Raw genomic sequence first — 26,187 nt, forward strand, 5'->3', positions numbered from 1 at the left:
CTGTTATCTTTCCGGTTCAGGAATCACGATCAGGCTTCGGTGACCCTTGGCATCCACTGATCGTACTCCAAAAATCACATTGTCCTTGGAATCCGGAAGGTCAACTTTTGGCTCGGTCGTTCGCAACAAGTTTTCTTCCGGGAAATCCGCGTCAGTGGTCTTGCGCCAAAGCACTTCATAGGCTGTAGCTCCGGGCGCGGGCTTCCATTGGATTTTGGAATCGTTTTCAAGCTGCTTGGTCAACAAATGTACGTCGCTGGGCGGCGCAGGCGATGAAGCCAGGCTCGCCAGTGTCGCGGCATTCAGGCGCGCCACATTTGCGACATATTCAAAATCCACAAATTTCGGCAGGTCACCATATTCGATGCCGTTTTCTGTCCTCACGTTTTGGTGTTGATGGTTGTAATCTTCACGATATTCGGTAAAGCGGACAGCAGCAAAGCCCTGCTCATTGAAGGCGCTGTGATCGCCACCGCGCAGGTAGCGGTCACGACGGAAGATCAGCTTGGGAGAAAATGCCCCAAAATCATAAGTTTCGCCCACGGAGTGAATGTAGCGGGCCAGTTCGCGCGAGGAAGAATCATTCTCTCCGCCAATTGCCTTGATGCGGCGCAAATCGGCATCGGTGGCGGCGGCTGGAATACCTTCAGAAAACACGCGCACCCAGTTGTTGTTCTGCATTGTGTCGCCGGGTGTGCGGTTGCCGCCGACGATGTCATTGTTAAGCACGCCCTCAAGTTGCCAGCCTTGTTCTTTGGCCATTTTGGCAAAATGAGTGCTTCCATTCAGCCCCTGCTCCTCGCCGGCGACGGTGAGAAAGATGATGGTGGCGGGAAACTTATGCTTGCTGAGCACGCGCGCACATTCGAGCGAAACCGTGGTGCCGCTGCCATCGTCATTGGCTCCGGGAGCGGGATCGGTAGAGTTCTCATTGCTGGAATTGCGCGAGTCGTAATGTCCCGTGACCAGATAAATCCGCTTGGCCTGAGCCGGATCTGTGCCTTTCAGGATGGCGTAGACATTCTGGATTTCCGTGGGTTGAGTGATGCGGTCTCTGGGCCCCTTAGGCTGCTCAATGAAGGTGTCAGTCTTGACTTCCAGACAGCCGTTGCATTCTGCGGAGATTTTTTCAAATTCTGACTTGATCCAGTTGCGGGCAGCTACAATGCCTTGCGGGGAGCTGGCAGCGCCAGGATTATTGACGGAGAGCGTGCTACGCGTGCCAAAACTAACCAGCTTCTCGTCGGTCTGCTGGGCGCGCTGTGGCGAAACATCTTTTATGATCTGAATGATAGCGGGGTCTCGGTCCCGCTTGGCCGTGGCTGAAGGTTTTTCAGCGGATTCAGCAGCACGGGTTTTGGGCTTATGTTTTTGGGCAACGGCGAAAGGCGCTGCCAGCATCAGAAGCGCAATCGAGACAAACAAGGAAATTCGTATGCGGGAATCTTTAAGGGAATCCATGAGTAACATTCAGTTCCTCGGTTTCAGAGCTTGACGACAATCCCAAGAGATTCTAAATATAATCACATGGCCCCCGCCACTTTGTAACAATATCCCATGGAGGAAGAAATGCCGATTTGCCCGGAATGCGATACGGACCTCGATTTGGATGAGGAAGAACTCGACGAAGGCGAAATTGTTTCCTGTCCGGAATGCGGCTCGGATTTTGAAGTGATTACGAAACATCCGCTCGAATTAAATCCGGTAGACGAACTGGACGAGGATGAGGACGACGACGAAGACGACGAGGATGACGAGGACGGTGACTACTAACCCGCGCTGGAGCCGGAACACGGCCGCGCGTCTGGGAATGTGTGTGCTTCTGGCGCTCTTCTCAACCTCCGTCGCTGCAGGCAAGGATAAGCCGCAAAAGGAAAAGCCCTATGCTTTGATCTTTGGCACCGCCTATGGGCCGAATGACCGGCCTCTTTACGGCGTGAAGATCTCGATCCGACCGGAAAAGAAGAAGCATCCCAGCTGGGACTTGATTTCCGACCATCGCGGCGAGTTTGCTCAGCGCGTGCCGGCCAAAACGAATGACTACCTGGTCCGCGGAGAAGCCGAATACGCTCCGCTGGGAGACGATGGCAAGCCGCAACTATCGAAAAAGGTGCGACTTAAGGGCGAAACCAGGGTTCATATTGATAACGAGGAGCGGCGCGATATCAGCTTGCATCTGACAGAGTAGCTCAATTTCAAAAAGACAGGGCAGGGGGGTGGAGACGATGAAAAGGCTTACCGCTATAGCCGCAATTTTGCTGGCTTTTGGGGCCTCGTTTGCCGTCCCCGTTGCCGGAGCTACAGCATTGTTCCAGCGAGGCCAGAGTGAAACGCGGACGCTGGTAGGGCACGTCCTGGACGATCGGGAGCAGCCGCTGCAAAAGGCGATTGTGTATCTGAAGAATACGAAAAATCTGGCAATCAAGACCTACATCACCGAGCCGGATGGTACTTTCAGGTTTTCAGGGCTTTCCGCCAATATCGACTACGAAGTTTATGCGGAGCATCAAGGCGCGCGCAGTGACACCAAAACGCTGAGCGGTTTTGACAGCCGACGCCAGGTGAACATGACCTTGAAGATCAAAGGCAAATAGTTTTTGGGAGAAAATTTAAGGGCCGTCCCATTTCGGAACGGCCCTTTTGATTGCTCAAGATTCGAAGCCGCTAGTCCTGGTCGTTGCCGGCACGCTTCCAGTTGATGATGTCACCCAGTGTGGTGGTAGCCGTCGCGCTCGACGCCGGATGTTTGTAGGCTTCCACATCAGCGCGGCTGGCTTCCTCGCCCACTGCCCGCAGACTCAGGCCGACTTTCTTCTCTTCGGCATTCATCTTGATGATCTTGAAGTCATGTTCCTGGCCGGCATCCAGCTTCACGCCAGCGCCAGAGGAATCAGTGGCTTCAGAGTTGTGGCAAAGGCCTTCAACGCCTTCAGCAATCTCAACGAAAGCGCCGAACTGCGCCAACCGCAGCACTTTTCCGTGGACCACATCGCCAATGCGATGCGTCTGGAAGAAGCTTTCCCAGGCGTCGGGTTGGAGCTGCTTTACGCCCAACGACAAGCGGCGCTGCTCCGGCTCAATGCCCAGCACAATGGCTTTTACCTTCTCGCCTTTTTTCAAGACCTCAGAAGGATGCTTGACGCGCTTGGTCCAGCTCAGATTGCTCACGTGGACCAGTCCGTCAATTCCGTCTTCAATCTCGATGAAGGCGCCGAAGTCGGTCAGGTTGCGAACGCGGCCTTCAACGGTCGATCCAATGGGATACTTCTCATGCAGCCGTTCCCATGGGTTCGACTCAAGCTGTTTCAGCCCGAGCGAAATGCGGCGTTCGTTGGAATTTACGTTGAGCACAACGCATTCGATTTCATCGCCAACGTTGACCAGCTTTGAAGGATGCTTCATGCGCTTGGACCACGACATTTCGCTTACATGGACCAGGCCTTCAATGCCCTGTTCCAGCTCGACGAATGCGCCGTAATCGGTCACGCTCAGAATGCGGCCTTTGACGCGCGCGCCAATGGGATAGCGCTCGGAAGCGTCAAGCCACGGATCGGGCGTGAGCTGCTTAAAGCCAAGTGAAACGCGCAGCTTTTCCGGATCGTACTTCAGAACCTTTACCTGGATCTGATCGCCCACGTGGACGAGATCGCGCGGGTGCGTGAGCCTGCCCCACGACATATCAGTGATATGCAGCAGGCCGTCAATGCCGCCCATGTCGACGAATGCGCCGTAGTCAGTGAGGTTCTTTACCGTGCCGGTAAGGATTGCGCCTTCCGCCAGATTCTCAAGGGTCTTGCCGCGCTTGGAGGCAATTTCTTCATCCAGGATGGCCTTGCGTGAAACCACAATGTTGCCGCGTTTTTTATTGAGCTTTATGACCCGAACTTCAATCTCCTGGCCTTTCAGCGTTTCCAGGTTGCGCACCGGGTGGACATCCACCTGCGATCCTGGCATAAACGCCTTTACGCCAATATCCACGGAGACGCCGCCCTTTACGCGCTCCACCACCGTGCCTTTAACGGCTTCCTTGGAGTGGTAGGCCTTCTCGATGTTCTCCCACACCCGCACCCGCTCGGCCCGTTCATGCGAAAGCAGAACGGAGCCTTCTTCGTTCTCGCCGCGCTGGACCATCACTTCAATGTCCTGCCCTGGCTGGAACTTCACGTTACCGTGAGCATCGGTGACTTCAGCAATCGGCACAAGGCCTTCTGACTTGAAGCCGATGTCAACGACGACATGGGTTGCGGTGATCTTGATCACGGTGCCTTTAAAGACGTTGTCTTCACTTGGCGCCGGCTCAGTTTCTAGGGTGTACGATTCAAGAGCTGTGGCGAAGTCTTCCATGTGAGTTTCTTCTTTGTGAGCTACGCCCGCGCTGGGCTGCTCAGGAGATTGAGTTTGAGATTCGTTCCCGGACATAGTTGTTGAATTTTCGTAGGACTGGGCGGAATCGGTTGAGCTGTTGGATTCAGCGTCGGAACCATGGTGCTCGCTACGGGCTGTATGCTCGACCCACATTCCTATAATTGCCAACGGACCCAAAACACATCTGGAACTCACTGAAGAGAGGCAGTAGTGCTGAAGGCGGACTCGGGACCCCGAGTCCCACTGGTATGATTTCAGAAACCAGCGGCCGGATCTTACGGCAGTCCTGAAAGGGCCATAAGACTCCTTCGACTATAACAACCGCTCAGTACGCTGTCAAACGCTTCAAAACGGGAAAATTGGCTTAGAACCCTAATCCTTCTGGTATCGTTTTTAAGGCCCATGGACTATCTGTTTACACCCTGGCGATACGCCTACATCACCGGCGCAAATGCCCCGGGCGACTGCCTGTTTTGCACTCTTCTGCAGACCAAAAACGATGAGCAGGCGCTGATCGTCCATCGCGCAAAATACTGCTTTGTGATGCTTAACGCTTTTCCATATACGTCCGGTCATACGATGGTGGTGCCGTACGATCACGTTGACGAATTATCCAAACTTTCACCACCCGCAGCGCAGGAGATGATGGAGCTGACGCGACGGCTGGAAGGCGTCCTGCGCGAACTCTATCGGCCTGACGGCGTTAATCTCGGAATGAACATCGGCAAGGCCGCGGGCGCCGGCGTGGCCGGTCACATCCACATGCATATCCTTCCCCGCTGGTTCGGCGACGTAAATTTCATGAGTGCCATCGGCGAGACGCGCGTGCTGCCGGAAGATTTGCAAACGACGTATAAGAAGTTACGTTCCAAATTCTGATCACCTGCCTTGCCGGTCTCGGCGATGCTGGCGATCTGTAATCCATGTGGCACCGCCGCCCTCGGCGGTGGGATTTTATCCCGGTCTTGTTCTGATCCGTATCCCCGTGTAAGGTTGAGCCGGTTTTTTGTCTTGGCTGAATGCTGATGGCTGAGTGCTGAATGCTAATTTTCAAAGATCCCTCCCGCACAGGCGGTCCTCGCTTGGAGGATGGTGTAACAATTTACCATTTGTTCGCTCATCAATCAAGGAGAAAATTGATGAAAGAAGGGCAATTTAATCCAACACGAAATCTGAAAAATGGGCGATTGGAGTCGCCGCGCGCCACATTCCCAGGGAAAAGGAAGCGGTGGGCCGCGGCCATGCTCGGAGTTATGCGGGCGCCACGCGGAACCCCGATGTGGCCGGCTGTGTGCGGGGGTGCGAAATGATGGGACCAAATGCAATCATCGACAAGTCGTTTTTGCAGATGCTGAATCCGGAAGAAGTCTTCGAATTCAGTTTGTTCTTTCGGCCAGTTATTGTGCCGGTGCTGATTCGCGAGATCATTAGTGATCTCAAAAAGGAACCGACCGCCCACACCGTGCCACACAATGTAGTTAAGGCTCTGGCTTCCAAGCTCGGCAATATCCATGGTCTGACGCCGGTCAATTTTCGCAAGGCCGCGATCGGCAACCTACTTACCCGTTCAGTTCCACTGACCGGGCAAGTTCCTGTTGATGCTGACGCTCCCAACGTTCACATCTCCCGTAGCGGCAAGGGGTTGCTGTATGACTCCGCGCCCGAACAGAAGCTTTGGGATCGATGGGCTGCTGGAAATTTCAATACCTCGGATGAGCTAAGCGCTACAGTGTGGCGCCAGGGCATTGAGAGAATCCGGCTCGACAGAATACGCGACGACTGGAAGGATTTCGTCCAAGAACATTTTGCGTCAGCCAAGAGCATCCCCTCTCTTGTGCAGGGTGTTAACGCTCTATTTGCCGATTTCAGTCTTACAACCCAAAGGGAAGTTCTGCAAACAACACTCGGGTTTCTCCGGGTCGCCCCCGGGCCAGGAACGATAATCCTGATGCTGTCGAATGCGGGGTTGATTCCGCGCATTGGGGACCTGGCGCCCTACGCTGCTTCCGTAGCGCGGCTTGCTTTTGTGTTCGTTGCCGGACTGGGCCGTGGCTTTATTGGACCACGGCCAAGTCACTATCTCGATCTGCAATACCTTTTCTACGCGCCGTTTGCAAACGTATTTGTCTCAAGTGACAAATTTCATCGCGATTTGTGGGTTGCGACTTCTGGCAATAACACGTTCGTTTGGGGGCCTGATCTCAAGGCCGACTTGGCTAGGAGAATCGCACTACGAAAGCAGCAAACTCAGAGTGAACGAGAAAAGCACGACGAGACACATGGATTTTATCCCTTAGAAATTGATGGATCGCCAATTACAAAAGTCTGGGGAAAATATCTTCGTCCGCGAAATGAGATTCTAGGCAGTGCTAAGGATCGCAAAGCGTTGAAAGAAAGTGAGCCAGAAATCCTGAAAGAGATTCACGAAAGACTGGCCGAATTCGACACATTCCCGCGTTAACAGAGAATGCATTATGGCAGGTGCCCATTTACCATCTTCTCAACCGTCTCAACGCAGCTTTCGCTCGCGTCCATCGCAACATGGCTGCATTGCAGGAAGTCGGCATTTTCGATCCGCTGATGATCAGAATCTTAACGCCAGTCTGAGCATCTTCGGGCAGGCGCAAATTACCATCTGCTCGGAGCCATAGGCCGCATTGAAGAGCGCGACCGCGAGCGGTTCTCGCAGCCGCCCTTTCGCAGCACCTAAATGAGTAAAATTCTTTGACTCGACAAGGCCCGCCGTAAAAAGGCGGGTCCCATTCCACAAAGCTCACAAACGATATGGGACGCCAGACAACTCAAAGGTAAACAACTTGTCTTTTATAATCAATAAGATGCATGGAATAATGGTGATTTATTTTTTTGATATACATGGTATATTATATGGCTATTATGTTGTATATTTTAACGGATTTATGACGGGTTTTTGTTGTATACTGGTTAAAAGATCGAGATCTAAGAGGGTTGCAACATGGCAGTCATCGCTCACCCACCCGCGAAGCCAGACCTGATCGCACAGCGCGAATCTGTAACACTACCCCTTCCAAAAGTCGTCGCTGGGCTGGTTGAAATTCTGGGAAAGAAGATCGTGGCTTATATATGCAATGCCAAGGATGTGCGTACCGTCGATCGATGGGCTGAAGGTGGCGAGCCTTACAAAGGCGTGGAAGTAAAGCTCCGTGCGACTTATCACCTTGTCAAGTTGCTGAGCGACCACGAGTCAAACAGAGTGGTACAAAGCTGGATTCTCGGATTAAATCCTCAACTCGGTGACGTTTCACCGGCCCGGCTTTTGCGCGATGAGGACATAGCGATCGCCGGCCCCGCTGTTCTGGGCGCAGGGCGAGCATTTTTGGCTGGAGGCTAGATCGCGATTTGCAACCGCCGAACGAGGTGTATCGCGTCGCGCGCAAGCCAGATCCGTGGGCGCTGCTTGACTGGATATGGGCGCACGACGATGGAACATTCTATAACCGGTATGACGACCCCCAGGCGAAATACCGCGTTATTTACGCATCCACGCAGCGCCTAAGCTGCTTCATTGAAACTCTGGCGTGCTATCGGGTGGACATGTTAGCAGCCGCCGAATTAGCTGCAATCGCAGGCGAAGATGACTTTTACCCGCGAGGAAAAGTTCCGCCGGATTATTTGAGTACTCGCACAATTGGAATCGCTAAAGTGCAGGCTGAGTGTGTGGATCTGGGAAGCGCCGAGTGGCTTGCCAGGCTTAGAACAAAACTTCTGGCATATGCCAAAGAGTTTGTCTTGACTGACGTTGATGCCTCCGTATTGCAAAGCAGCAGTCCCAGACGCCTCACACAGTTAATTTCTCGAGTGGCTTACGAGAGCGGCGCGGAAGGGATCAGATATCTTTCAAGATTCGGACATGATCTTGAAAATTGGGCCTTTTTCGAGCCGGTCGCAATTTTGTCCAAACGAACTGACGTTTTGAAAGAGGACGATCCGGATCTGGTTAAAGCCCTGGAGATTCTGAAATTGAGTCTTTAGATCAATCAGAATCTTTCAAAAACCGACAACTTTTCATGGCTCCGCTTTCCCGCTTTCATCTCAAATTTCGCTGCAAGAAGTGGTAGCATAATCCGCTTCATACCACAGTTGGGGACCACTGCTTCTGTCAGGGGGTTCAAACATTGGCTTCATCCGCGTCATGGGCCGTTTTCGCGCAGCGCAAATTGACGCTGCTTGCTTTCTCTTTGATCCTGTCAACCATCGCGCATGCCCAAAAGCCGCCCATGGTCGATGTCGGCGTGGTCCTGCCGCAGGATGTAATTACCGGCGAGACAGTTTCGGGCAGCATTGTTCTAAATCCCAATGACTACGCAAGCCTTCCCGGCTTGCACGTGGTCAACGGACAAGTTCCCGGCGTTGCAGGATCCACTCCCGCAAACCTGCTCAGCAATTACTCGCTGCAAATTGGTTCTGGCGGCGCGGCGACGACGCCCGCCGATCATTCTTTCAGTTTTACGGTCACAAATGAACTGCCAGTTCGCATCTTCCGCACCGGCGGCCGCGCCGACGAGGGCTGGAGCACAACGATCCCGCTGTCGCCGACCAGCGGCCAAAGCTTTCCGGCGCCCAAAAATTTCAGCCTTCCGCCGCTGAATCTGGCGGGAGCCATCCAGCGCATTCATGGGCCGTTCTCCGGCGACGGCAATCACACCGTCATACGCGTGAATAATCTGCCGGCCAAACTCCTGGCTGAATCGCCAAGAGGGGTCTATTGCCTTCTGCCTGCTGACCTGCCGCCCGGCCCCGCCGACTGGAGCATTCATGATGAGCAGCGCAGCGTGCGGCTGCGTAGCTGGGTCTTGGCGCTGCAGATGTCGGCGGACAAGCTCAAGCTGATGAAAGGCGAGTCTACCGCGTTCCACGTCTATGTAAAAGGCGTCGAGACAATTCCGCAGGAAGCATGGTTCGGCAGCGGCGAAGTGCCCGACTTTATCGATCCCGCCATCATTCGCAAATTTCTTCCTGACTTCAAGCCGCCTTCGCCATCGCAGCCGGGCGTTCTGGTGCTGACGCTGGAAAACATGTCCGCCGGCACGGTGGTGATGAGCGGAGGAAACAAAGTCGCGCTCACCTTTCGATATGGCCAGCCGAAGTATGAATATCATGGCGTCATCACGGCCACGCGCGCAGGCAGCTTCAACATTGATGGAACTTTGATCCCGTTCCTGCATGATCAGCCAGAACTGGTGGACAACACGGTTTCCGGCGGCAACAACAATGACAACGTCGGCAATCCTCCAGTACACACGCCTTCTCCAACGCCCACACCGATTGCAGTCACAAATGAAAAGAAGAAGAAAGAAGAAGACTGTCCGCAGCGCGGCAAAGGCTGCGTGGCCCTGGTCATCGACTTCAGCCATAATGTGACCTGGGAATTTGACATGGAGAGCCTCAGCAAAAAGCTCACCGCCGCAGGCTGCGATACCGATTACGTCGCGCCCGATCTGATGGAGATCCCGCTGCCGCAGACTTACGGCTATGAAGGCGTGGCCTCTTACACCACCAAGCCCGATCCCAAGGACCAGGACGCGGCCCGCAAACACAACGATCCGGAGTGGAAGAAAGTCCGCGATGCCGTGGCTAAGCACCAGGAAAAAGTAGCCAAGGGCGTTGAACTGGCTATTGAGATCGTGAACGGCCACGGCGGGCCAAAGACCGGCTCAGACATTCTGGCCTGTGGTGACTGGGAATGGAAAGAGTACACCGGCGACTATCTCTATCGCGCGCGCTTCCATGAAGGCAATTACCGCGCCGCCAACAAAAATGTCTGCGGGTGGTTTACCTCGGATTTCAGCTGCTACGGCGGGCTTACGCCCAAAGTGGTGGACGAACTGGAGAACCTGACGACTTCTACCTGCTCGCAGGCCTCGGCTGTGGCCTGCCCGAACCATGCCGGTTGGGAAGCCGATTCTTCCACTTCTACCGCGACCAACACCCAAACGTGCAGCAACGGCAGCATCGGCTGGCAGAAGAGTTACATTGGCGATCCGCTCGATGCGGAAATTGACCGTCGCAAGGCCGGCTCAGCCTCCAGCTATTCCGGCTTGATCGATGCACTGCGGACTAAAGCCGGCGAATCTTCCACCAGCCGCTATGCCGACCACGGATACGCCAAAGACAAGCATCCAGCGCATACGCACGGAGGTTATGATCAGCCTTAGCCTGATTTTTCCGAATGAGAAGCGGCCGATGAGAGGCTGCAATGAAAGTGGACGAATGAGAAGATAACCATGCCGATCAACCACAAAGCCGCTGTTTCACTGCTGTGCGCCACCGCGCTGTTCTTTGCAGAAATGTATGCGCAGCAGAAAAAGCTTCCGCCGGACTATGAAAAAAAACGCGAGGCCATCAGCAACTTTGAAACGGGCGTGGTTCCGCTCTTTATCTTAGGTGACCTGAATGAAGATGGAACGGTCGATCAGGAAGACGCCAAGCTGCTGCGGGCTTACGTTGGGCATCCGGGCACAGCAGGCATCTCCTGCCTGGCAGCCGCCGATCTGGATGACAACGGCTCAATCAACGCGCATGACATTGAGCTGCTGGAGCGGATTCTGAGCAGGGGCGCGGTAAAAGCGCCCGCGCTTTCTTCGCACGCGCGCCTCGGATGCGACTTCAAACACTTCTTCATCGCCGCCTTGCCCCAGGGCAGGGCAGGAAGTGCGGTGCCCATTCACTTTCTAGATCCGCGCTTCAACACGCAGAACTCAACGGCAACCATCTTCGCCGGCCCGGCCACAATCGTGAGCGAGCATGGCGCTTTCATGGTGCAGGTTGCCAAGAGCGCGCCCGCGGAGGCAATCATTACCGTTTCCATCACTCTGGCCGACAAACAAAAATATCTGTATTCGTTCAGAGTTGCTCCGTCGCCGGGATCGTAAGAAAAATCAAAGATAAATTCAATTCGCGCAAACTTGTTCGCACGCGTTCTGCTGCTGTCCATCGCAAGTAAAAAAAGCAGCGCTGCCGCCCCGCAGCTCCCGATTTTCAAGCCTCACCAGATTGCGCCTCCGCATCTCAAATAAAAGACACATTCAAAAAGGAGCAGCTATGCCTCATTACGGCATTCTTCGTGATCACAAAATGGAAGACGTTGACGATCTGCGTGGAGCGGACGTTTACGGCGTGAACGACGAGAAGCTGGGAACCATCGACGACGTGATTTTCGACCATTCCAGCGGAGACATTCGCTACATCGTGCTTAAGACCGGAGGCATGCTTTCCCGCAAGAAAGTCATGGTTCCGGCCAACCGCGTTGAACCCTATGGAAACCATGACGACAAGTTTTACGCCGAACTGGACAAAGAGCGCCTGGAGATGTTGCCTGAATTCAATGAAGACACCATGAAGGCGCAGGGCGACTGGCCCACGTATGAAAAGGACTATGAGAAGCGCTGGAACGATGGCGCCGTTATGTACAACAAGAACACTGGCCGGTTGATAACACCGCCGCCTGAAGAAGTTGTAAGTCCCGCGGTTGGCGGCAGCGCGCCCGCTTCCGGCAGAAGGCTGGATCTGAAACAGGAGAAAGTAGGCAAGGAAGATGACCTGCTCGGCGTAGCTTCCGGAGTGAACAAAACGACGCTGCGGCCAAAGAAGCCTTCTATTGGCGGAAGAGAAGACGTTGAGATGATGCGGCGCGATCGTGAACCGCGCGAAGTGATGAACCCCATGGGCGGCGAGATTGAATTTCAACGGGAAGAGCCTGGCAGCCGCCTGGAAGGTGTCCGCTCAGAAACTATCGGTGAGCCCGGCGTTTATAAAGTCGATCCGATCGTGGAAACCGAACAGGGCGCTGGTCCAACGGAACGGCTCGCTAATCTTGATCGTGGCCGACGATGGAATGAGTTCCAGCAGAATCTGCGTTCACGGCGGGACAAGATTGTAGTGGACTGCCCCGATTGCGCGTCACAGGACAAAGCGGCATAGTTTCCCATCCCTAGCGAGGCGAGGGAGCAATGTGTTGTTGTTGGGATTGCAACAAAAGGCTCCCTCATCTTTTTCAGGCGCTCAATTTGCCCATGCACCATGATTGATCCGAGTCCCAGCGTTGCTACTCAGAGCACTTTTCCGCCCGGCGTCAGGATCGAAGGCACATCATGCTCAGGATGAGCGCGCATCAGTTGGTAGGCAATTCCTCCCAGTCCAGGTAACAGGCCGGGTGTAAACGCAGTTCGGCCCATGCCGCAGGAGGGTCCATCTTGCTCAAGACTGGTCAGGATTACGTCAAGCAGGTATGAGGCGCTTAGCTCCTTCGGCGCCTCTCCGGCGGCGATCGCATGATTCAGCAATTCCCAGGCGCCAAGATCGCCATGGCACGCGCAATGATTCCAGCCCATCCCCATCCGCCAGGTTGCTGCTGCTGCCCGACGTACGAATTTCCGTGTGGATTCCCGAGTGAGCGTCGAATCCAGATTTAGATGTGCCAGGCCAATTCCGACCGCGCCATGGCACCATGCTGCTATGGACGTATCGCCTCCGAGCTTGCGCAGGTCACGCCAGTTCTGTTCCTGCTCGTCAAAGAGAGCGTCCTGGTATGCGAATGCCTTGTGCGCCAGTTGCTCATATTGAGTATTGCCAGTTGCGCGTGCAAGGTGAGTCAACGCCCAGCCGATTCCGGTAACTCCGTGGGCAAAGCCGCCTACTCCTTCCGGCAGATTGCCATAAGGCCAGTAAGCGTGTTCGTTCCGGTGTTTAGAACGTTCCTGCAACAGATCACCAAGCTTCGAAGCAATGCCGACGTAACTCTTATCTCCCGTTTTGCCTGCAAGCGCCAGCAAGGGAACAATTGCGCCCGCGCACCCTGAGAGAAGGTCATGGGCATCGTCCATTGCAGCGGCTACAGGAACTTGCTGTGCCAGTTTCCCGGCGCGCTCTAAACCATCGCTGCCATCCAACTCCCATTGCGCCAGCACAATGTAGGTCCAGATTTGCGAGCCAATTCCAAGATATGCGCCGGGCGGTTCGGGCCTCACCTTCCAACCTTCCTGGGCCGCACGTTCCCGCTTGGCTTCAGCCAGGTGCAAGGTATGCAGCGCCGCGGCAAACAACCTGTCCAGATCTGCGATATGATCGGCGCGTCCGGCCGCCACTTCACGCAGATAAGCGCCAAACAACAACGCCAGACCGGAGATTCCGTTGTAGAGGTCCTGCCCCAGAGGTTCCATGGACCAGCCAGTTGCCGTAAGCACCGGCGCAATCCAGGCCACGCTGCCGTCGTCGGCATGAATCGCATTTGTCATTATCGATCGGATAATTTGCTCAGTTTGTCGGCGGCGGCGCCCTTCCAGATCACCCCCGCGTCCACGCGTTCGCATTACTGATGTTCCCTGAGCTGGCGATCCATCATTGAGGTAGGCGCTTACCAGCGAGGACTGGATGGCTTTGTGTTCAAAAGCAAAATCTGCAGTGCGCCAGTCTGCCAGGGCGGCCTCAAGCAGATTGCATGGTGGAAGCCAGGTTGTATCACCCGGCCCGTGCAAGCGACCATCACTCGCCACGGTGGAAAAATATGGAATATCGCCCTCCAGCAAATCATCAATCTCAGCGTTGATAACCGCTGGGTCACTCGGCGACATGGAGACATTCTCCGCCATTTTCTGCAACAGGCCGAACGCTTGCTGCCGCGCTGGTCCGGGATCATGCAATGACACGGGATGCCACAGCATACGACCGATCTCGGCATAGACCTCTGTTGCACGCAGCACCACGCGAACACGGCAATCCTCAAACGCCCGCAGACGCGGCTGCAAGACGCCGGCTGCGTCAAGGCGTTGCAGGGTGGCGGTTAACTCATCAAATCCGCGCAATACTTCCGGCCAGTATTTGGCGAGTGCCGGTTCCGCGCTGGGATGGTTCTGCGATACCGACGCCTCCACAAGGACTGGGCCGACGTAAGCTTTGTCCGAACCCGCATTAAGGATTCCCTGCTGTTGCTGCATGGGCTGCTGACCGGGAAGCATGCCTACCGCGGAAACATCAGCGCCACGCCAGCCAAAATTGATGGCGCGGCGTGGCAATAAGCCTATGGCGATGACCGTTCGAGCTATTAGTTCGCTAGCTCGGTCATAAGCTTCTCCGTAACCAGATGGCGGCGGCGGAATTTTGGGCGTGAAGAGAGTTTCGCAGTCTATTACCACCGGGCTTCCGGCCTGGGCAATCACATTTTCAGCGTGCAGGTCACTGCCGCGGAGCAACCGCATCAATGCCAGTAAGTGGCCAATGCCTCGATAAAAACCAATCAGCTCATCGTTCCCTCCCGCGAAGCGGTGAGTCACAAATTCAGACCACCCGTAATCGCCACAGTCGATGACCGCAGGAACGCGGACACTCAAAGCACTGCCATGATCGTCTGCAAGCCCCACGATAAAGTTGCGCAATGCATTATCGATTGCCAACAAGCGCGGTTTGTAGACCACACGCCAGCCTGAGCCGCTGGCAATTGCCACGGTCGCCCCGCCACAATGGCTGTCACCAGCGCCAAAGCTGAGTTCGCTCAATTCTTGTGTTTCACCAGTACACAGCCTTTTCAATCGATGCCGGTCCGCAGCCCAACGTTTCGCAAAGCGCAACGTCGCGGCGCATCGCTTTCGAGCGAGCGCTCCTACTCGCCATAATGAGGGGTAATGGCTGGCTAAGTCGTCCCAGAATAACTTCCGGGCTGAAAGCTCAATGAATTGCTGCCAACGCTGTTCCGGACTCTCGCCGCTTAAGTGCCCCATCTCCCGCGCGGCATTGAGTTCAAGAACGAGCAATCGGCTGAGTTTATTGTGAAGGACCGTATAAAGCGATTCCCGGGCTGCGTCCGCGATTACATTGCGCTCTCGCTCGCTCAAGCCCGCAACAGAAGAAAGCCGGGTTGCCAACTCGTCCAAAGCGGGCGAAAGCAGGCAACCCAGTGACGCATCAAAGTAACGCGATGCCATGGCCAATTTAGCAGCACTGTATCGTGTGTGAGCCAGTGCAAAGACAACAGCTGGTGTTCTTGCCCATTGCATTCACGATATCTGCTTGTGCAAACTCCCCGGCAGCAAAGAGCGGACCTGCAGGATTATTCTGTCCGCCGCCATTACGCCAATGCTCAACTAACTCCGTACCATATAGTGTGTTATTCATACTATTTTCTTCCTTTCGTTCTATCTAAACGTTGTACATGGTTAAGTCCCATTTTTGCTTCAAGCGGGACCGCGACCTATGATCGCGCATTGGCAAATGAAAGAAACATGACAGCATCGTTTTTAAGGTTTTCGAGAAGAAGAACGCTTGCCGATTTTGTATTTAGACGAAAAGAAGGAGCATTTCGCGGCGTTAAGAGCTCTTTAATATTCGCGATTGCGTATTCGATTTGTTTGGAAAATAGAAGCAGGCCGAAGCAGAAATAATTTGAAATATCTTATCGGAGTACTACGACAGGCATTTAATCTGCTCTTTCGGCAGTGAGTCTACCCGAATGGTGGCTTGTGTTGATTTCAGCAATCAGATTTTTGGAATCTTGCTCTGTGTTCTTTCGTGTTCCTTTGGGGCGAAAGGTTTTGAATTACTTCAGCTCCGGAAAATCTTCCTCGCGAAATTCCTCGTGACGCTGCTCGCTGTGCACTCGCTCCTCTTCCGCCGTCCGCAACTGCACGCGCCGGATCTTGCCGGAAATTGTCTTCGGCAGATCAACAAACTCAAGCCGCCGCACGCGCTTATACGGCGCAAGAGCTTTGCGGCTGTGCTGGAAGATGGAAAGCGCAGTCTCGCGCGACGGCTGGCATCCTGCGCGCAACGTGATGAAGGCTTTCACCAGCGCGTGGCGCAGCGGATCAGGCGTGGGAACCACGGCGCATTCAACTACGTCCGGATGCTCGATCAGCGCGCTCTCAACTTCAAAAGGGCTGATGCGATAGTCAGACGCTTTAAAGACATCGTCTGCACGGCCCACAAACGTGAGATAGCCTTCGGCGTCGCGCTGCACCACGTCGCCGGTGCGATAGACCGGCCCTTCCAGCGGAATCAGCTTGCCATCGTCACCCTGGTAGCCGGGCATCAGCGCTGCTGGTGGAGGATCGAGCGGCAGGCACAGCTCGCCTTCATCAGCGTCTTTCTCATCGGGATCAAGCAGACGCACGTGATAGCCGGGCAGCGGACGGCCCATAGCTCCCACTTTGAGCTTCTGTCCCGGCGGATTGCCGACCTGCGCAGTTGTCTCGGTCTGTCCGTAGCCATCGCGGATCGTCAGTCCCCACGCAGTGCGCACCTGTTCGATGACTTCGGGGTTCAACGGCTCACCGGCACTGGCCAGCTCACGCAGACGGACCTTCCAGTCGCTCAGGCTCTCCGTGATCAGCATGCGCCAGACGGTGGGCGGCGCGCAAAAGGTGTTTACGCCGCAGCCGGTAATGGCGTCCAGCAGGCCGCGCGCGCTGAAGCGGGATTGATTGATCACAAAGACTGTGGCTTCGGCGTTCCAGGGCGCAAAAAAGCAGCTCCACGCGTGCTTGGCCCAACCCGGCGAAGAGAGATTGCAATGGATGTCGCCAGGCTTGATGCCGATCCAATACATGGTGGAAAGATGGCCCACCGGGTAGCTGGTGTGTGAGTGCATGACCAGCTTGGGTTTGGCCGTGGTGCCGGAAGTGAAATAGAGCTGCAAGGGATCGCTGGCGCGGGTCTCGCCATCGGGCTGAAACGTGGCGGGCAATGCGTAGCCTGGTTCATACTCCTGCCACCCCGGCACTTTTCCGCCGATGGCGATGCGGGTGCATCTTCCGCAAGCAGATTCAATTTTTGGCGCAAGCTCGGCGGCGCAGACAATATGACGCACATGGCCGCGCGCAATGCGGTCAGAAACATCATTCGCCGTGAGCAGGGTTGTAGCTGGGATAATCACCGCGCCCAGCTTCATCATGGCCAGCATCGTCTCCCACAGCGGAGGGATGTTGCCAAGCATGAGCAACACTCGGTCGCCACGCTTCACGCCCAGGCCGCGGTAGTAGTTAGCGAAGCGATTGGACCGCTCAGAGAGTTCCACGAAAGTGAGCTTGTCCTGGCGGCCGTCTTCATACGCCACCCATAGAGCCGTCTGGTTGCGACGGTCTCCGGCGGCGATCTGGTCAAACCAATCCAACGCCCAGTTAAAACGGTCAAGTTTTGGCCATTGGAATCCCGCGTAGGCCGTGGCGTAATCGTCGCGGTGCGCTAGAAGGAAGTCGCGGGCGGCGCGGAAGGCTTGTGTCGTCATCTTTTTGATCCCGAGCGAGGCGAGGGAACCCTATAGATACGATTTTTTGTCCGGAGCACCGGTTTTTCTGAAATTCCGGCTCTGAGCTTGCTCCGAAACGAGATTCCTATCGCGAAATACTCCTAGTAGATCATAGTAGCTGTACAGACCATCTCGCCACGCTCGAGCTGTTTCAAAAAACGAGCTTCTCCATGAGCGACATCATGCTTTCCAAACTTTCTCCGGCACAGAGCCTACTATAATCCAGCCGTGCGCAAGGTTTTCCTTATTTATAACCCGGCTTCCGGACGCAGGCGCAAGAAGCGCAAGCATGACATCGCACACGTGGAGGAAGTTCTGCGGGCAGCGGGCGTGGAAGTTGAGACGTGCGCCACAACGCACATCGGCAGCGCAACCCAACAGGTGCAGGAAGCTGCCGCCAGAGGCTTTGACACGGTAATCTCCTGTGGAGGCGATGGCACGGCCAATGAGGTACTCAACGGCATCATGCGGGCTTGCTCGACGCGCGATTGTGTCGATGTAGCGCTCGGATTGGTGCCGATGGGGAGCGGAAATCTGCTGGCGTCAGATCTCGGATTGCCGTCGGACCCGGTAGAAGCGGCAAAAAAACTGCTCACGTATCAGCCGCGTGAGTTTCGTCCTGGAGTGGTGTGTTCGCAAGGGGAAAACGGGCCGGAGAAGAGATATTTTCTAGTCGCTGCCGGCGTGGGAGCGGATGCGGAGTTGATGTATCGCACGGAAGTTGAAGCGAAGGAATTCTGGGGACGAAACGCATATTTTCTGGAGATGGCGCGCATGGCCGTGCGCCGCCGTTATCCAATGTTTCATGTGGAGTGGGAAGATGAGCAAGGCAATCGGCAGCAGGGCGCGGCCATGCTGGCGATGTGCGTCCGCGCGGGCAAGTTTCCCGGACTGCTGAGCCTGGTGAACCTGGGAACAAGCCTTCTGCGCCACGATTTTTGCCTGCTGCTGTTCAGGACCAACAAAATCCGCCGCTTCCTCTCATACTTTGCCAGCGTGGCTACTGGGCGCAACTGGAAAGTTGAAAGCGTGGACGCCATCCATACCAAATGGTTTCGCTGCACGGCGATTCCGGGCATGCGCGCAGTGCATTCCCAAGCCGATGGCGAGTTGCTGGGCGTGCTGCCGGCGGAGTTGACGATCGAAAGCAGGCCGGTGAAGCTGTTGATGAAATGACTGGAAGCCTGAGATCAGGCGGTCATTGAAGATTCCAGAGGTTCCCAGTGCGCCACCACGCAACCGTCTGGTTTTACCGCAGAGGAATACCGCACCTGGATCTTCCTGCCGGAGCGATGCTTGAGCGTGATTCTTCCAGTCTGTTTTCCGTCGGCCACAAATTGCTGGAAGAGCGGAGCGGCCACGTGGGTTGAGCCATCGACAATGTCATCAATGCGGAGTTCCAGCAGCATGGCGCGATCATAGCCCAGCAGTTCACAGACCGGATCGGTGGCAAAGGTATAGTTGCGGTTGAGATCTGCCACCACCACATATTTTCCGTCGGCGCCGGGACCGTGGTGAGTGCGGGCATGGCGCATGGCCTCAATGCGCTTCAGCGTGTCCAGCATGGGCTTTACGCCGGCCCGGGAATCCACCGCGAGATCGACATAAGGACTGCCGAGAGAGCCGCTATGGTGCAGCACCAGAACGCCATTGTTAGGATTGCTCTGCTTGGCTTTTCGGGCGAGGGCTTTGCGATCCGCAAAGCTCAGCGTGTGGTTCAGAATGATTACGTCAAAATCCGTGTTTTCAATGTGATCGTGAATCTCCTCTTTTGCAGCGGCTGCAACCACGCTATAGCCGGAGTCGCGGAATACCTCACTCTGCATGGCAAGCACGGAATCCGTATGGCGGGAGCATAAGAGCAGACGCGTATTCGATCTTTGGGCGACGTTCATGACCAGAATATGTTTATTATTCCATGTTGTTTACCAATCAGACAACATATCGCGGAACAACAAAAGCAGCCCCAGAGGCTGTTGGCGTCTGGAGTTAGGGGCAGACCGGAACCATGTTTAGAATGCTAGTTTGCTTTTTGAGGTATTTCTTTGGACCCTGTCACGCACATGCTGACCGGCGCTTGTGTGAGCCGCGCCGGACTGAATCGTAAAACCGCATTGGCAACACTCACGCTGGTGCTGGCCTTTGAGGCCCCGGACATTGATTCGGTGTTCTATTTCAAGGACTCGATTGCGGGACTGGAACACCATCGCGGCATTACGCACAGCCTGGTTGGCGCTCCGTTTATAGCAGCCGGTGTGGTTGCGATTGTTTATGGATTCTATCGCTGGAGAAGCTCGCGCCAGAAGATCGTGGTTGAAAGCATTTCAGGCAGCGCGTTTCCTAAACTGGCCCCGAATTGGAAGCTGCTGTTCGCATATGCGCTACTCGGATCGCTGGTGCATTTATTCCAGGATTTCACCAACAACTATGGCGTGCGTCCGTTCGCGCCGTTCAGTGAAAAGTGGTACTCGTGGGACATTGTTTTTATCGTCGATCCCATTATGTTGCTCGCGATGGTTCTTGCGCTGGTGCTGCCCGGCCTGATGGCCCTGGTCACCGAGGAGATTGGCTCGCGCAAGCCGCAGTTTCGCGGGCGCGGCGCAGCTATTTTTGCCCTGATCTGCCTGGCTGCGGTGATCCTTGTGCGCGACTTCGAACATCGGCGCGCGGTAAATGCGCTGAATGCGCGGACGTATCGTGGTGAAGATCCTTTGCGCGCGTCGGCCTTCCCCCAGCCTATCAATCCTTTTTCGTGGAACGGCATGGTGGAGACGCAGGATTTTCTGGAGATGGTTCCCGTGGATTCCGGCTCGGGTGATGTCGATCCACAAAATACAGCCGTTGTGCGTTTCAAGCCGGAAGAGACGCCGATAACGCTGGCGGCCAAGAAGTCGCGCCTGGGTCGCGTGTACCTTGATTGGGCGAAATACCCTTACTTGACAGTGGAGAAGCTGGAAGGCGAACGATATCAGGTGCAGTTTGAAGACCTGCGGTTTGATAGCGCTGAAGGCGCCGTGCATCAGCGGCGGCCGCCGCTGGCTGGCTATGTGGTGCTCGACCCGCAGCTCAGGGTGGAAGAGATGTTTATGGGAACACCGCCGGAGACAGTTCCAAATCGGGAATAGCGGGTGCTTGACGTTTACAGTTTCAAGCCGTCACAATACTTCTGAGGTGCGTATGCTCGCTTATCTGTTTGTGGTTCTTGCGGTGTTATTGCGTTTAGTGGCCGGTACCGGCGCGTTCGCGACCCTGGGCTTCAGCCTGGTGGGCGCTTCACTGCTGTTTTTTGGATCACGAATGCCGCGCAAGCACTTCTGGATTCCCGCCGCGCTTTTCATAGGCTCCGATATCTATTTGACCCTCCGCGTTTACCAATTGCCGCTCACGCTGGACCAGATTGTGATGTGGAGCTGGTATCTGGTTCCCTGCTTCATCGGATTGCTGCTGCGCGATCGCATCAAGCCGTTGAACGTTCTTGGCGCGGGGCTTGGAACGGGCGTTGGCTTCTTCCTGACCAGCAACTTTGCTGTTTGGGCGTTTGGCAACATCGCGTACGCCAAGAACCTGGCCGGTTTGATTGAGTGCTACACCAAAGCGATTCCGTTCTTCCGCAATGGCATGATCTCAGACGTGCTGTTCTCGCTGGTGTTCTTTGGTATCGGGGCGCTGGTAGCGCAGGGCCAGCATGAACGCGTTGTGAGCAAGAGCGCGGCAGCGTAGGCAAACCTTGTTAGCCGCAGATTTGCGCAGATAAACGCAGATTCAAAAAATCTCACCAGCGGTAAACACGGATTCCACAGATTTCGGAATCGATTCAATCCGTCTTATCTCAGTCATCCGTGGCCGGTATTTTTCTTGGTCCGCGAGAATTCACGGGCGAATTGGAGCTATTCAGCTTCCGCTTCTTCCTCGTACTTTATTTCTTCGGCAATTTCTTTTGCCGGCTGGCGCAGTAGTCTGTAGATGAGATAACAAACCAGAATCAATCCAATGCCGATCAGCACCAGATATGACGGGTGCTTCTTGATCAGGTTTTTTGTCTCGTTCACGATTTCCTTCCCGAAGATCACAACCAGAACAGAGAGTACGCCGAAGCGCACCAGACGGCCGCTGATGATGGCCAGCAGGAATGCGACCGGCTTCATTTCAAATACTCCGGCGGAAAAGACCAGCAGCTTAAATGGCGTCGGTGGCGGGAGCATAGCCGGGACCATCAGGGCCAGAAATTCCTGGCGCTCAAAACGGTCGCGAATGCGCTTGAGGCGGGCTTCGTCGATGCGCTTGAGCAAAAACAGCTCGCCACCGGCGCGTCCCAGGCCGTAAGGGACCAGGCTTCCCAGGGCTGAGCCTATTGATCCTGCAAGGCAATACAGCCAGGCTTTATGCGGATTGGAGTAAACGTATCCGGCAACCAAAGGGTCCATCGGAACACCGAAAGCCGCTGAGTCGAGAATAGAGATGATAAAGACGCCCCACGCCCCAAGCGTCTTGAGAGCGGCGAGCCATGCAGTGTATTTAAGGAAAAACTTTGGAGCGGACAAGCATGTATTGTAAAGCCCCTCCCGCACTGCTGGAAGCTGCACAAACAGATAGAATGGTAAGGAGGTCTTAAACATTTCATGTCCGCACAGCAGCAGCCCGGCACACCACCCAATCCGGTACAGATATTCAGCACAATACAGGGATACCAACGCGCGTTTGCCTTAAAGGCAGCCGTGGATATTGACCTGTTTACGGCGATTGCCAAAGGCAGTCACACAGCAGCCGAGATCGCGAAAAGTTGCAATGCGTCTGAGCGTGGTGTGCGCATTCTGAGCGATGCAATGGTAGTGATGGGGTTCCTGACCAAGAGCGGCAACAGTTATTCGCTGACGCCTGACACGGCGTTCTTTCTGGACAGTCGATCACCCGCATATCTGGGACTGGGGTTTAATTTTCTGCTGCATCCAACACAACTAGCGAGCTTTGAGCATTTGGGGAAAGCGGTACGAAAAGGGGGATCTCCGGAAGAGCACAGCACGCTGGCGCCGGACGACCCAATCTGGATAGAGTTTGCCAGGGGCATGGCCCCGCTGATGGTCCCGCCAGCGCAGGCGATCGCCGTCTTGCTGGCAGGAGAGCTGAGCTCCCGGCCCTCAGCCAAGATTCTGGACATTGCCGCCAGCCATGGCCTGTTTGGCATAACAGTGGCCCAGCGGCTGCCCAAGGCCCACATTTACGCCCTGGACTGGGCCAATGTGCTTGAGGTAGCCAGGGAAAATGCCGCAAAACAGGGATTGTCTGATCGATACCACCTGCTGCCGGGCAGCGCCTTTGAGGTGGATTATGGCACGGGCTTTGACGCAATCCTGATCACCAACCTGCTGCATCATTTCGACCCAGCCGCTAATGAAAAAATGCTGAAAAAGGCGTATAACGCCCTCAACCCCGGCGGACAGGTGGTAATCTTAGAGTTTGTGCCGAACGATGATCGTGTTTCACCCCCGGTGCCCGCTCTGTTTAGCCTGTCGATGCTTGGCAATACTCCGCAGGGAGATGCCTACACGCTGGCGGAGTATGCCATGATGTGCCGCAATGCCGGGTTGGAAACGCCGCGACTGGTTGCGCTGGACCCGATGCCGCAGTCCCTGGTGGTGGCGAGAAGACCTTTTTGAGGCAGCCCTTTACACAGCATTTTTAGAGCAATTACACTAACCGGTTTGACATGTACGCAGGAGAGCCTCTATGCCGGGAGTCGAGGACAAGGTAAAACAGATTATTGTGGACCAGTTGGGCGTTGACGCAGGAGACGTGACCGCGGCGTCATCGTTTGTGGATGACCTGGGCGCCGATTCGCTGGACCGCGTGGAATTGATCATGGCGCTGGAAGAAACTTTTGGAATTGAGATTCCGGATGAAGATGCGGAAAAGATTGTAACTGTCCAGAACGCCGTTGATTACATCCAGAAGAACGCGAAGTCAGTTAAGCAATAACAGATCGGGAAATTTTCAGCACACATTTTTTAAGTACACAACAGAAGGAGACGCTAAGCCTATGGCAGCAGCCGTTGAAGATAAAGTGAAACAAATTATTGTTGAGCAGCTGGGAGTGGACGAAGGCGAAGTTACGCCCAATGCCTCCTTCGTGGACGATCTGGGCGCGGATTCACTGGACACTGTGGAACTGGTCATGGCGTTTGAAGAAGCCTTTGACATTGAGATTCCAGACGAGGACGCGGAAAAGATCCGCACCGTAAAAGACGCGGTTGATTACATTGAAAAACACGCGAAAGGCGGCAAGTGATTGGCCAGGCGGGTTGTTGTAACAGGCATGGGGCTGATCTGCGCACTGGGGCAGACCAGCACCGAGGTCTGGCAAAATATTATTGCCGGAAAAAGTGGCGTCAGCAAGATTACCAGGTTTGATACCACACAGTTCGCCTGCCAGATTGCGGCGGAAGTCAAGGACTTTGATCCCCTAAAATTCATCGAGAAAAAAGAAGTTAAGAAAATGGGACGCTTCATCCATTTCGCCCTGGCGGCGGCGGATGAAGCGATAAACATGTCAGGGCTGAAGATCACGCCGGAAAATGCCACGCGCGTGGGCGTGCACATTGGCTCCGGAGTGGGCGGCTTTGACGTGATTGAGCGCGAACATGCAGAGCTGCTGAAAGGCGGCCCGCGCAAAATATCTCCTTTCTTTATTCCGGCGGCAATTGTGAACCTGGCGGCCGGACACGTGAGCATCCGCTACGGGGCCAAGGGTCCAAATGAAGCCACAGCCACGGCGTGCACCACGAGTGCACACGCGATTGGAGACGCTTACAAGATTATTCAACGCTGCGACGCGGACGTGATGATTGCCGGTGGATCAGAAGCGGCCATTACGCCGATGGGCGTGGGCGGATTTGCCGCCATGCGCGCGCTTTCCACCCGCAATGACAGCCCGGAAACGGCCAGCCGGCCGTGGGACCGCGACCGCGATGGCTTTGTGATTGGCGAAGGCGCCGGCATTGTAGTGCTGGAAGATCTGGAGTCCGCACAGAAGCGCGGTGCAAACATTCTGGCTGAGATTATTGGCTACGGCATGAGCGCCGACGCCTACCACATTACGCAGCCAGCAGAGGAAGGCGAAGGCGGCTGGCGCGTGATGACGACCGCTATTCACGACGCGAAGCTTAGTCCGTCTGACATTGATTACGTGAATGCCCACGGAACGTCCACGCCGATTGGTGACGTGCTGGAAACCATGGCCATTAAACGGACATTCGGCGCAGACACAAAAATTCCCGTGAGCTCGACGAAATCCATGACAGGCCATTTGCTGGGCGGCGCGGGCGGACTGGAAGCGGGCATTACAATCCTGGCGCTACGCGACCAGATTCTTCCACCGACGATCAACCTCACGAATCCTGATCCCGAATGCGACCTGGACTACGTACCGAACGTGGCACGCAAAGCGCCGCTGAATGTTGCGCTTTCCAATTCGTTTGGCTTCGGCGGAACGAATGGATCGCTTATCTTCAGAAGATGGACGGAGTAAGGCAATCTCATCACTGATTTACACTGATAGAAGCCGATCTGAATCTAGATCGGCTTTGCAGTTAAATTATCGGTGATTAACTACATGTCATCCTTCCGCCGGCAACTCTCGATTCTCGGCTTTATGCTATGGGCAAGTTTTTCTGCCAGCGCTGCTCCGCCAGCAAAATGGGGCGCTCAGTGGGAACCGACGAAGCTGGTGAATGGCTCTCCTGTATTGTTCCGCGTGACGGCCCCGCTGCAACTTGAAAAATTAAGGGGAAATTTTCTGGGGCAGGAATTTTCATTTCGCCCCAGTCAGGCATGCCATTGCTGGTATGGCTTTGCCGGCGTGAGCCTGGCGACGAAGCCGGGCACGTACACGTTACGCATCGAGGGAAAGACCAAAGACGGAAAAGATGCCGCGATGAGTTACCTGGTGCGTGTGGTCGCGGCGCATTATCCAACCAGCACTCTTAAAGTAGCGCCCGGATTTGTGGAACCGCCGAAAGAAACGCTGCCGCGCATTGAAGAAGAACAGGCCGAAAAGAAGAAAGTTTTTTCCACCACGGCGCCGGAGACGCTTTGGTCCGGACGTTTTGAGCCCCCGGCGGACGCGGAAGTCTCAGGCGTGTTTGGATCAGCGCGAGTGTTTAACGGTGTGAAGAAAAGCCAGCACACCGGTCTGGATTTTCGCGTGACGACGGGCACCCCCATCGTCGCCACAAACAGCGGAACTGTGATCCTGGCCCGCCCGCTCTACTTTGAAGGCAACTGTGTGATGATCGATCACGGGCAGGGGCTGCTGACGATGTATCTACACCTTTCTGAGTTCAAAGCGAAAGAAGGCGAAACGGTGAAGAAAGGCCAGGTACTGGGTCTTAGCGGCGGCACCGGAAGGGCGACAGCGCCGCATCTGCATTTTGCCGTGCGTTGGCGCGGTGAATATCTGGATCCGCGCACGCTGCTGGAATTACATCCGCCGGGAAGTTAGAGATTGTTCCGTTTGTCTGGATGATGCTCTTCGCAAAAAAAAGCGTGACCACTGG

General features: G+C 55.1%; 25 protein-coding genes. 18 read left to right on the plus strand and 7 right to left on the minus strand.

The window, feature by feature from the left end:
• Window positions 1–3 precede the first annotated feature (3 nt).
• Window positions 4–1,461: a M28 family peptidase gene (locus LAO76_18145; protein MBZ5492843.1), complete on the minus strand. Its 1,458-nt coding sequence runs from the start codon at window positions 1,459–1,461 to the stop codon at window positions 4–6.
• A gap of 108 nt (window positions 1,462–1,569) precedes the next feature.
• On the opposite strand from LAO76_18145, the gene LAO76_18150 reads away from it, so the two are divergent.
• Genes LAO76_18150 through LAO76_18160 form a run of 3 tightly spaced genes read left to right on the plus strand, consistent with a single transcriptional unit; the run spans window position 1,570 to window position 2,594 of the window.
• Entirely contained in the window at window positions 1,570–1,773 is a 204-nt protein-coding gene (locus tag LAO76_18150) for a hypothetical protein (GenBank protein MBZ5492844.1), read from the plus strand.
• Window positions 1,763–2,188, plus strand: coding sequence for a hypothetical protein (locus LAO76_18155; protein MBZ5492845.1), 426 nt, complete (start codon window positions 1,763–1,765; stop codon window positions 2,186–2,188). The genes LAO76_18150 and LAO76_18155 overlap by 11 nt, the downstream gene beginning before the upstream one ends.
• 37 nt (window positions 2,189–2,225) lie before the next feature.
• Window positions 2,226–2,594: a carboxypeptidase-like regulatory domain-containing protein gene (locus LAO76_18160; protein ID MBZ5492846.1), complete on the plus strand. Its 369-nt coding sequence runs from the start codon at window positions 2,226–2,228 to the stop codon at window positions 2,592–2,594.
• 70 nt (window positions 2,595–2,664) lie between these two features.
• Here the strand turns inward: LAO76_18160 and LAO76_18165 are convergent, their stop codons facing one another.
• Window positions 2,665–4,518, minus strand: coding sequence for a 30S ribosomal protein S1 (locus tag LAO76_18165; GenBank protein MBZ5492847.1), 1,854 nt, complete (start codon window positions 4,516–4,518; stop codon window positions 2,665–2,667).
• A 249-nt stretch (window positions 4,519–4,767) separates the two neighbouring features.
• Between LAO76_18165 and LAO76_18170 the strand changes: the two genes are divergently transcribed.
• The 7 genes from LAO76_18170 (at window position 4,768) to LAO76_18200 (ending at window position 12,324) form a co-directional block, all read left to right on the plus strand.
• On the plus strand, window positions 4,768–5,244 hold the full coding sequence (locus LAO76_18170) for an HIT domain-containing protein (protein ID MBZ5492848.1): 477 nt from the start codon (window positions 4,768–4,770) through the stop codon (window positions 5,242–5,244).
• A gap of 427 nt (window positions 5,245–5,671) precedes the next feature.
• Window positions 5,672–6,826 (plus strand): hypothetical protein, encoded by a 1,155-nt coding sequence (locus LAO76_18175; GenBank protein MBZ5492849.1) that lies wholly within the window; start codon window positions 5,672–5,674, stop codon window positions 6,824–6,826.
• A 513-nt stretch (window positions 6,827–7,339) separates the two neighbouring features.
• The gene (locus LAO76_18180; GenBank protein ID MBZ5492850.1) at window positions 7,340–7,735 is read left to right on the plus strand and encodes a DUF2384 domain-containing protein; all 396 of its coding nucleotides are present in this window, start codon (window positions 7,340–7,342) and stop codon (window positions 7,733–7,735) included.
• Between the two features lie 8 nt (window positions 7,736–7,743).
• A complete protein-coding gene (locus tag LAO76_18185) occupies window positions 7,744–8,376 on the plus strand; it encodes an RES domain-containing protein (GenBank protein ID MBZ5492851.1) in 633 nt (210 codons plus the stop codon).
• A 143-nt stretch (window positions 8,377–8,519) separates the two neighbouring features.
• The gene (locus tag LAO76_18190) at window positions 8,520–10,559 is read left to right on the plus strand and encodes a hypothetical protein (GenBank protein MBZ5492852.1); all 2,040 of its coding nucleotides are present in this window, start codon (window positions 8,520–8,522) and stop codon (window positions 10,557–10,559) included.
• Between the two features lie 69 nt (window positions 10,560–10,628).
• A complete protein-coding gene (locus LAO76_18195) occupies window positions 10,629–11,276 on the plus strand; it encodes a hypothetical protein (GenBank protein ID MBZ5492853.1) in 648 nt (215 codons plus the stop codon).
• A 169-nt stretch (window positions 11,277–11,445) separates the two neighbouring features.
• On the plus strand, window positions 11,446–12,324 hold the full coding sequence (locus LAO76_18200) for a PRC-barrel domain-containing protein (protein ID MBZ5492854.1): 879 nt from the start codon (window positions 11,446–11,448) through the stop codon (window positions 12,322–12,324).
• A 128-nt stretch (window positions 12,325–12,452) separates the two neighbouring features.
• Here the strand turns inward: LAO76_18200 and LAO76_18205 are convergent, their stop codons facing one another.
• The 3 genes from LAO76_18205 to LAO76_18215 form a co-directional block, all read right to left on the minus strand.
• Window positions 12,453–15,320: a type 2 lantipeptide synthetase LanM family protein gene (locus tag LAO76_18205; GenBank protein ID MBZ5492855.1), complete on the minus strand. Its 2,868-nt coding sequence runs from the start codon at window positions 15,318–15,320 to the stop codon at window positions 12,453–12,455.
• A gap of 7 nt (window positions 15,321–15,327) precedes the next feature.
• Complete coding sequence (locus LAO76_18210) at window positions 15,328–15,510, minus strand: DUF6229 family protein (protein ID MBZ5492856.1); 183 nt, start codon at window positions 15,508–15,510, stop codon at window positions 15,328–15,330.
• A 421-nt stretch (window positions 15,511–15,931) separates the two neighbouring features.
• Complete coding sequence (locus tag LAO76_18215) at window positions 15,932–17,617, minus strand: AMP-binding protein (protein MBZ5492857.1); 1,686 nt, start codon at window positions 17,615–17,617, stop codon at window positions 15,932–15,934.
• A 249-nt stretch (window positions 17,618–17,866) separates the two neighbouring features.
• Between LAO76_18215 and LAO76_18220 the strand changes: the two genes are divergently transcribed.
• Entirely contained in the window at window positions 17,867–18,814 is a 948-nt protein-coding gene (locus tag LAO76_18220) for a diacylglycerol kinase family lipid kinase (protein MBZ5492858.1), read from the plus strand.
• A 14-nt stretch (window positions 18,815–18,828) separates the two neighbouring features.
• Here LAO76_18220 and LAO76_18225 read toward each other — a convergent pair whose 3' ends face one another.
• Complete coding sequence (locus tag LAO76_18225) at window positions 18,829–19,464, minus strand: PAS domain-containing protein (protein ID MBZ5492859.1); 636 nt, start codon at window positions 19,462–19,464, stop codon at window positions 18,829–18,831.
• Between the two features lie 219 nt (window positions 19,465–19,683).
• Here LAO76_18225 and LAO76_18230 point away from each other — a divergent pair, with 219 nt between their 5' ends.
• Entirely contained in the window at window positions 19,684–20,763 is a 1,080-nt protein-coding gene (locus LAO76_18230) for a metal-dependent hydrolase (GenBank protein MBZ5492860.1), read from the plus strand.
• A 52-nt stretch (window positions 20,764–20,815) separates the two neighbouring features.
• On the plus strand, window positions 20,816–21,358 hold the full coding sequence (locus LAO76_18235; protein ID MBZ5492861.1) for a hypothetical protein: 543 nt from the start codon (window positions 20,816–20,818) through the stop codon (window positions 21,356–21,358).
• A gap of 167 nt (window positions 21,359–21,525) precedes the next feature.
• Here the strand turns inward: LAO76_18235 and LAO76_18240 are convergent, their stop codons facing one another.
• Window positions 21,526–22,254, minus strand: a complete 729-nt coding sequence (locus LAO76_18240; GenBank protein MBZ5492862.1) for a VTT domain-containing protein — start codon at window positions 22,252–22,254, stop codon at window positions 21,526–21,528.
• 3 nt (window positions 22,255–22,257) lie between these two features.
• Between LAO76_18240 and LAO76_18245 the strand changes: the two genes are divergently transcribed.
• The 5 genes from LAO76_18245 (at window position 22,258) to LAO76_18265 (ending at window position 26,132) form a co-directional block, all read left to right on the plus strand.
• Window positions 22,258–23,292 (plus strand): methyltransferase domain-containing protein, encoded by a 1,035-nt coding sequence (locus tag LAO76_18245; protein MBZ5492863.1) that lies wholly within the window; start codon window positions 22,258–22,260, stop codon window positions 23,290–23,292.
• A gap of 70 nt (window positions 23,293–23,362) precedes the next feature.
• Window positions 23,363–23,611 (plus strand): acyl carrier protein, encoded by a 249-nt coding sequence (gene acpP, locus LAO76_18250; GenBank protein ID MBZ5492864.1) that lies wholly within the window; start codon window positions 23,363–23,365, stop codon window positions 23,609–23,611.
• Between the two features lie 61 nt (window positions 23,612–23,672).
• Complete coding sequence (gene acpP / locus LAO76_18255) at window positions 23,673–23,921, plus strand: acyl carrier protein (GenBank protein MBZ5492865.1); 249 nt, start codon at window positions 23,673–23,675, stop codon at window positions 23,919–23,921.
• Entirely contained in the window at window positions 23,922–25,160 is a 1,239-nt protein-coding gene (gene fabF / locus LAO76_18260) for a beta-ketoacyl-ACP synthase II (protein MBZ5492866.1), read from the plus strand.
• Window positions 25,161–25,244: 84 nt separating this feature from the next.
• A complete protein-coding gene (locus LAO76_18265) occupies window positions 25,245–26,132 on the plus strand; it encodes a M23 family metallopeptidase (protein MBZ5492867.1) in 888 nt (295 codons plus the stop codon).
• Window positions 26,133–26,187: the final 55 nt, after the last annotated feature.

Source organism: Terriglobia bacterium (assembly GCA_020072645.1).
In the GTDB taxonomy this organism is placed as follows: domain Bacteria; phylum Acidobacteriota; class Terriglobia; order Terriglobales; family Acidobacteriaceae; genus Angelobacter.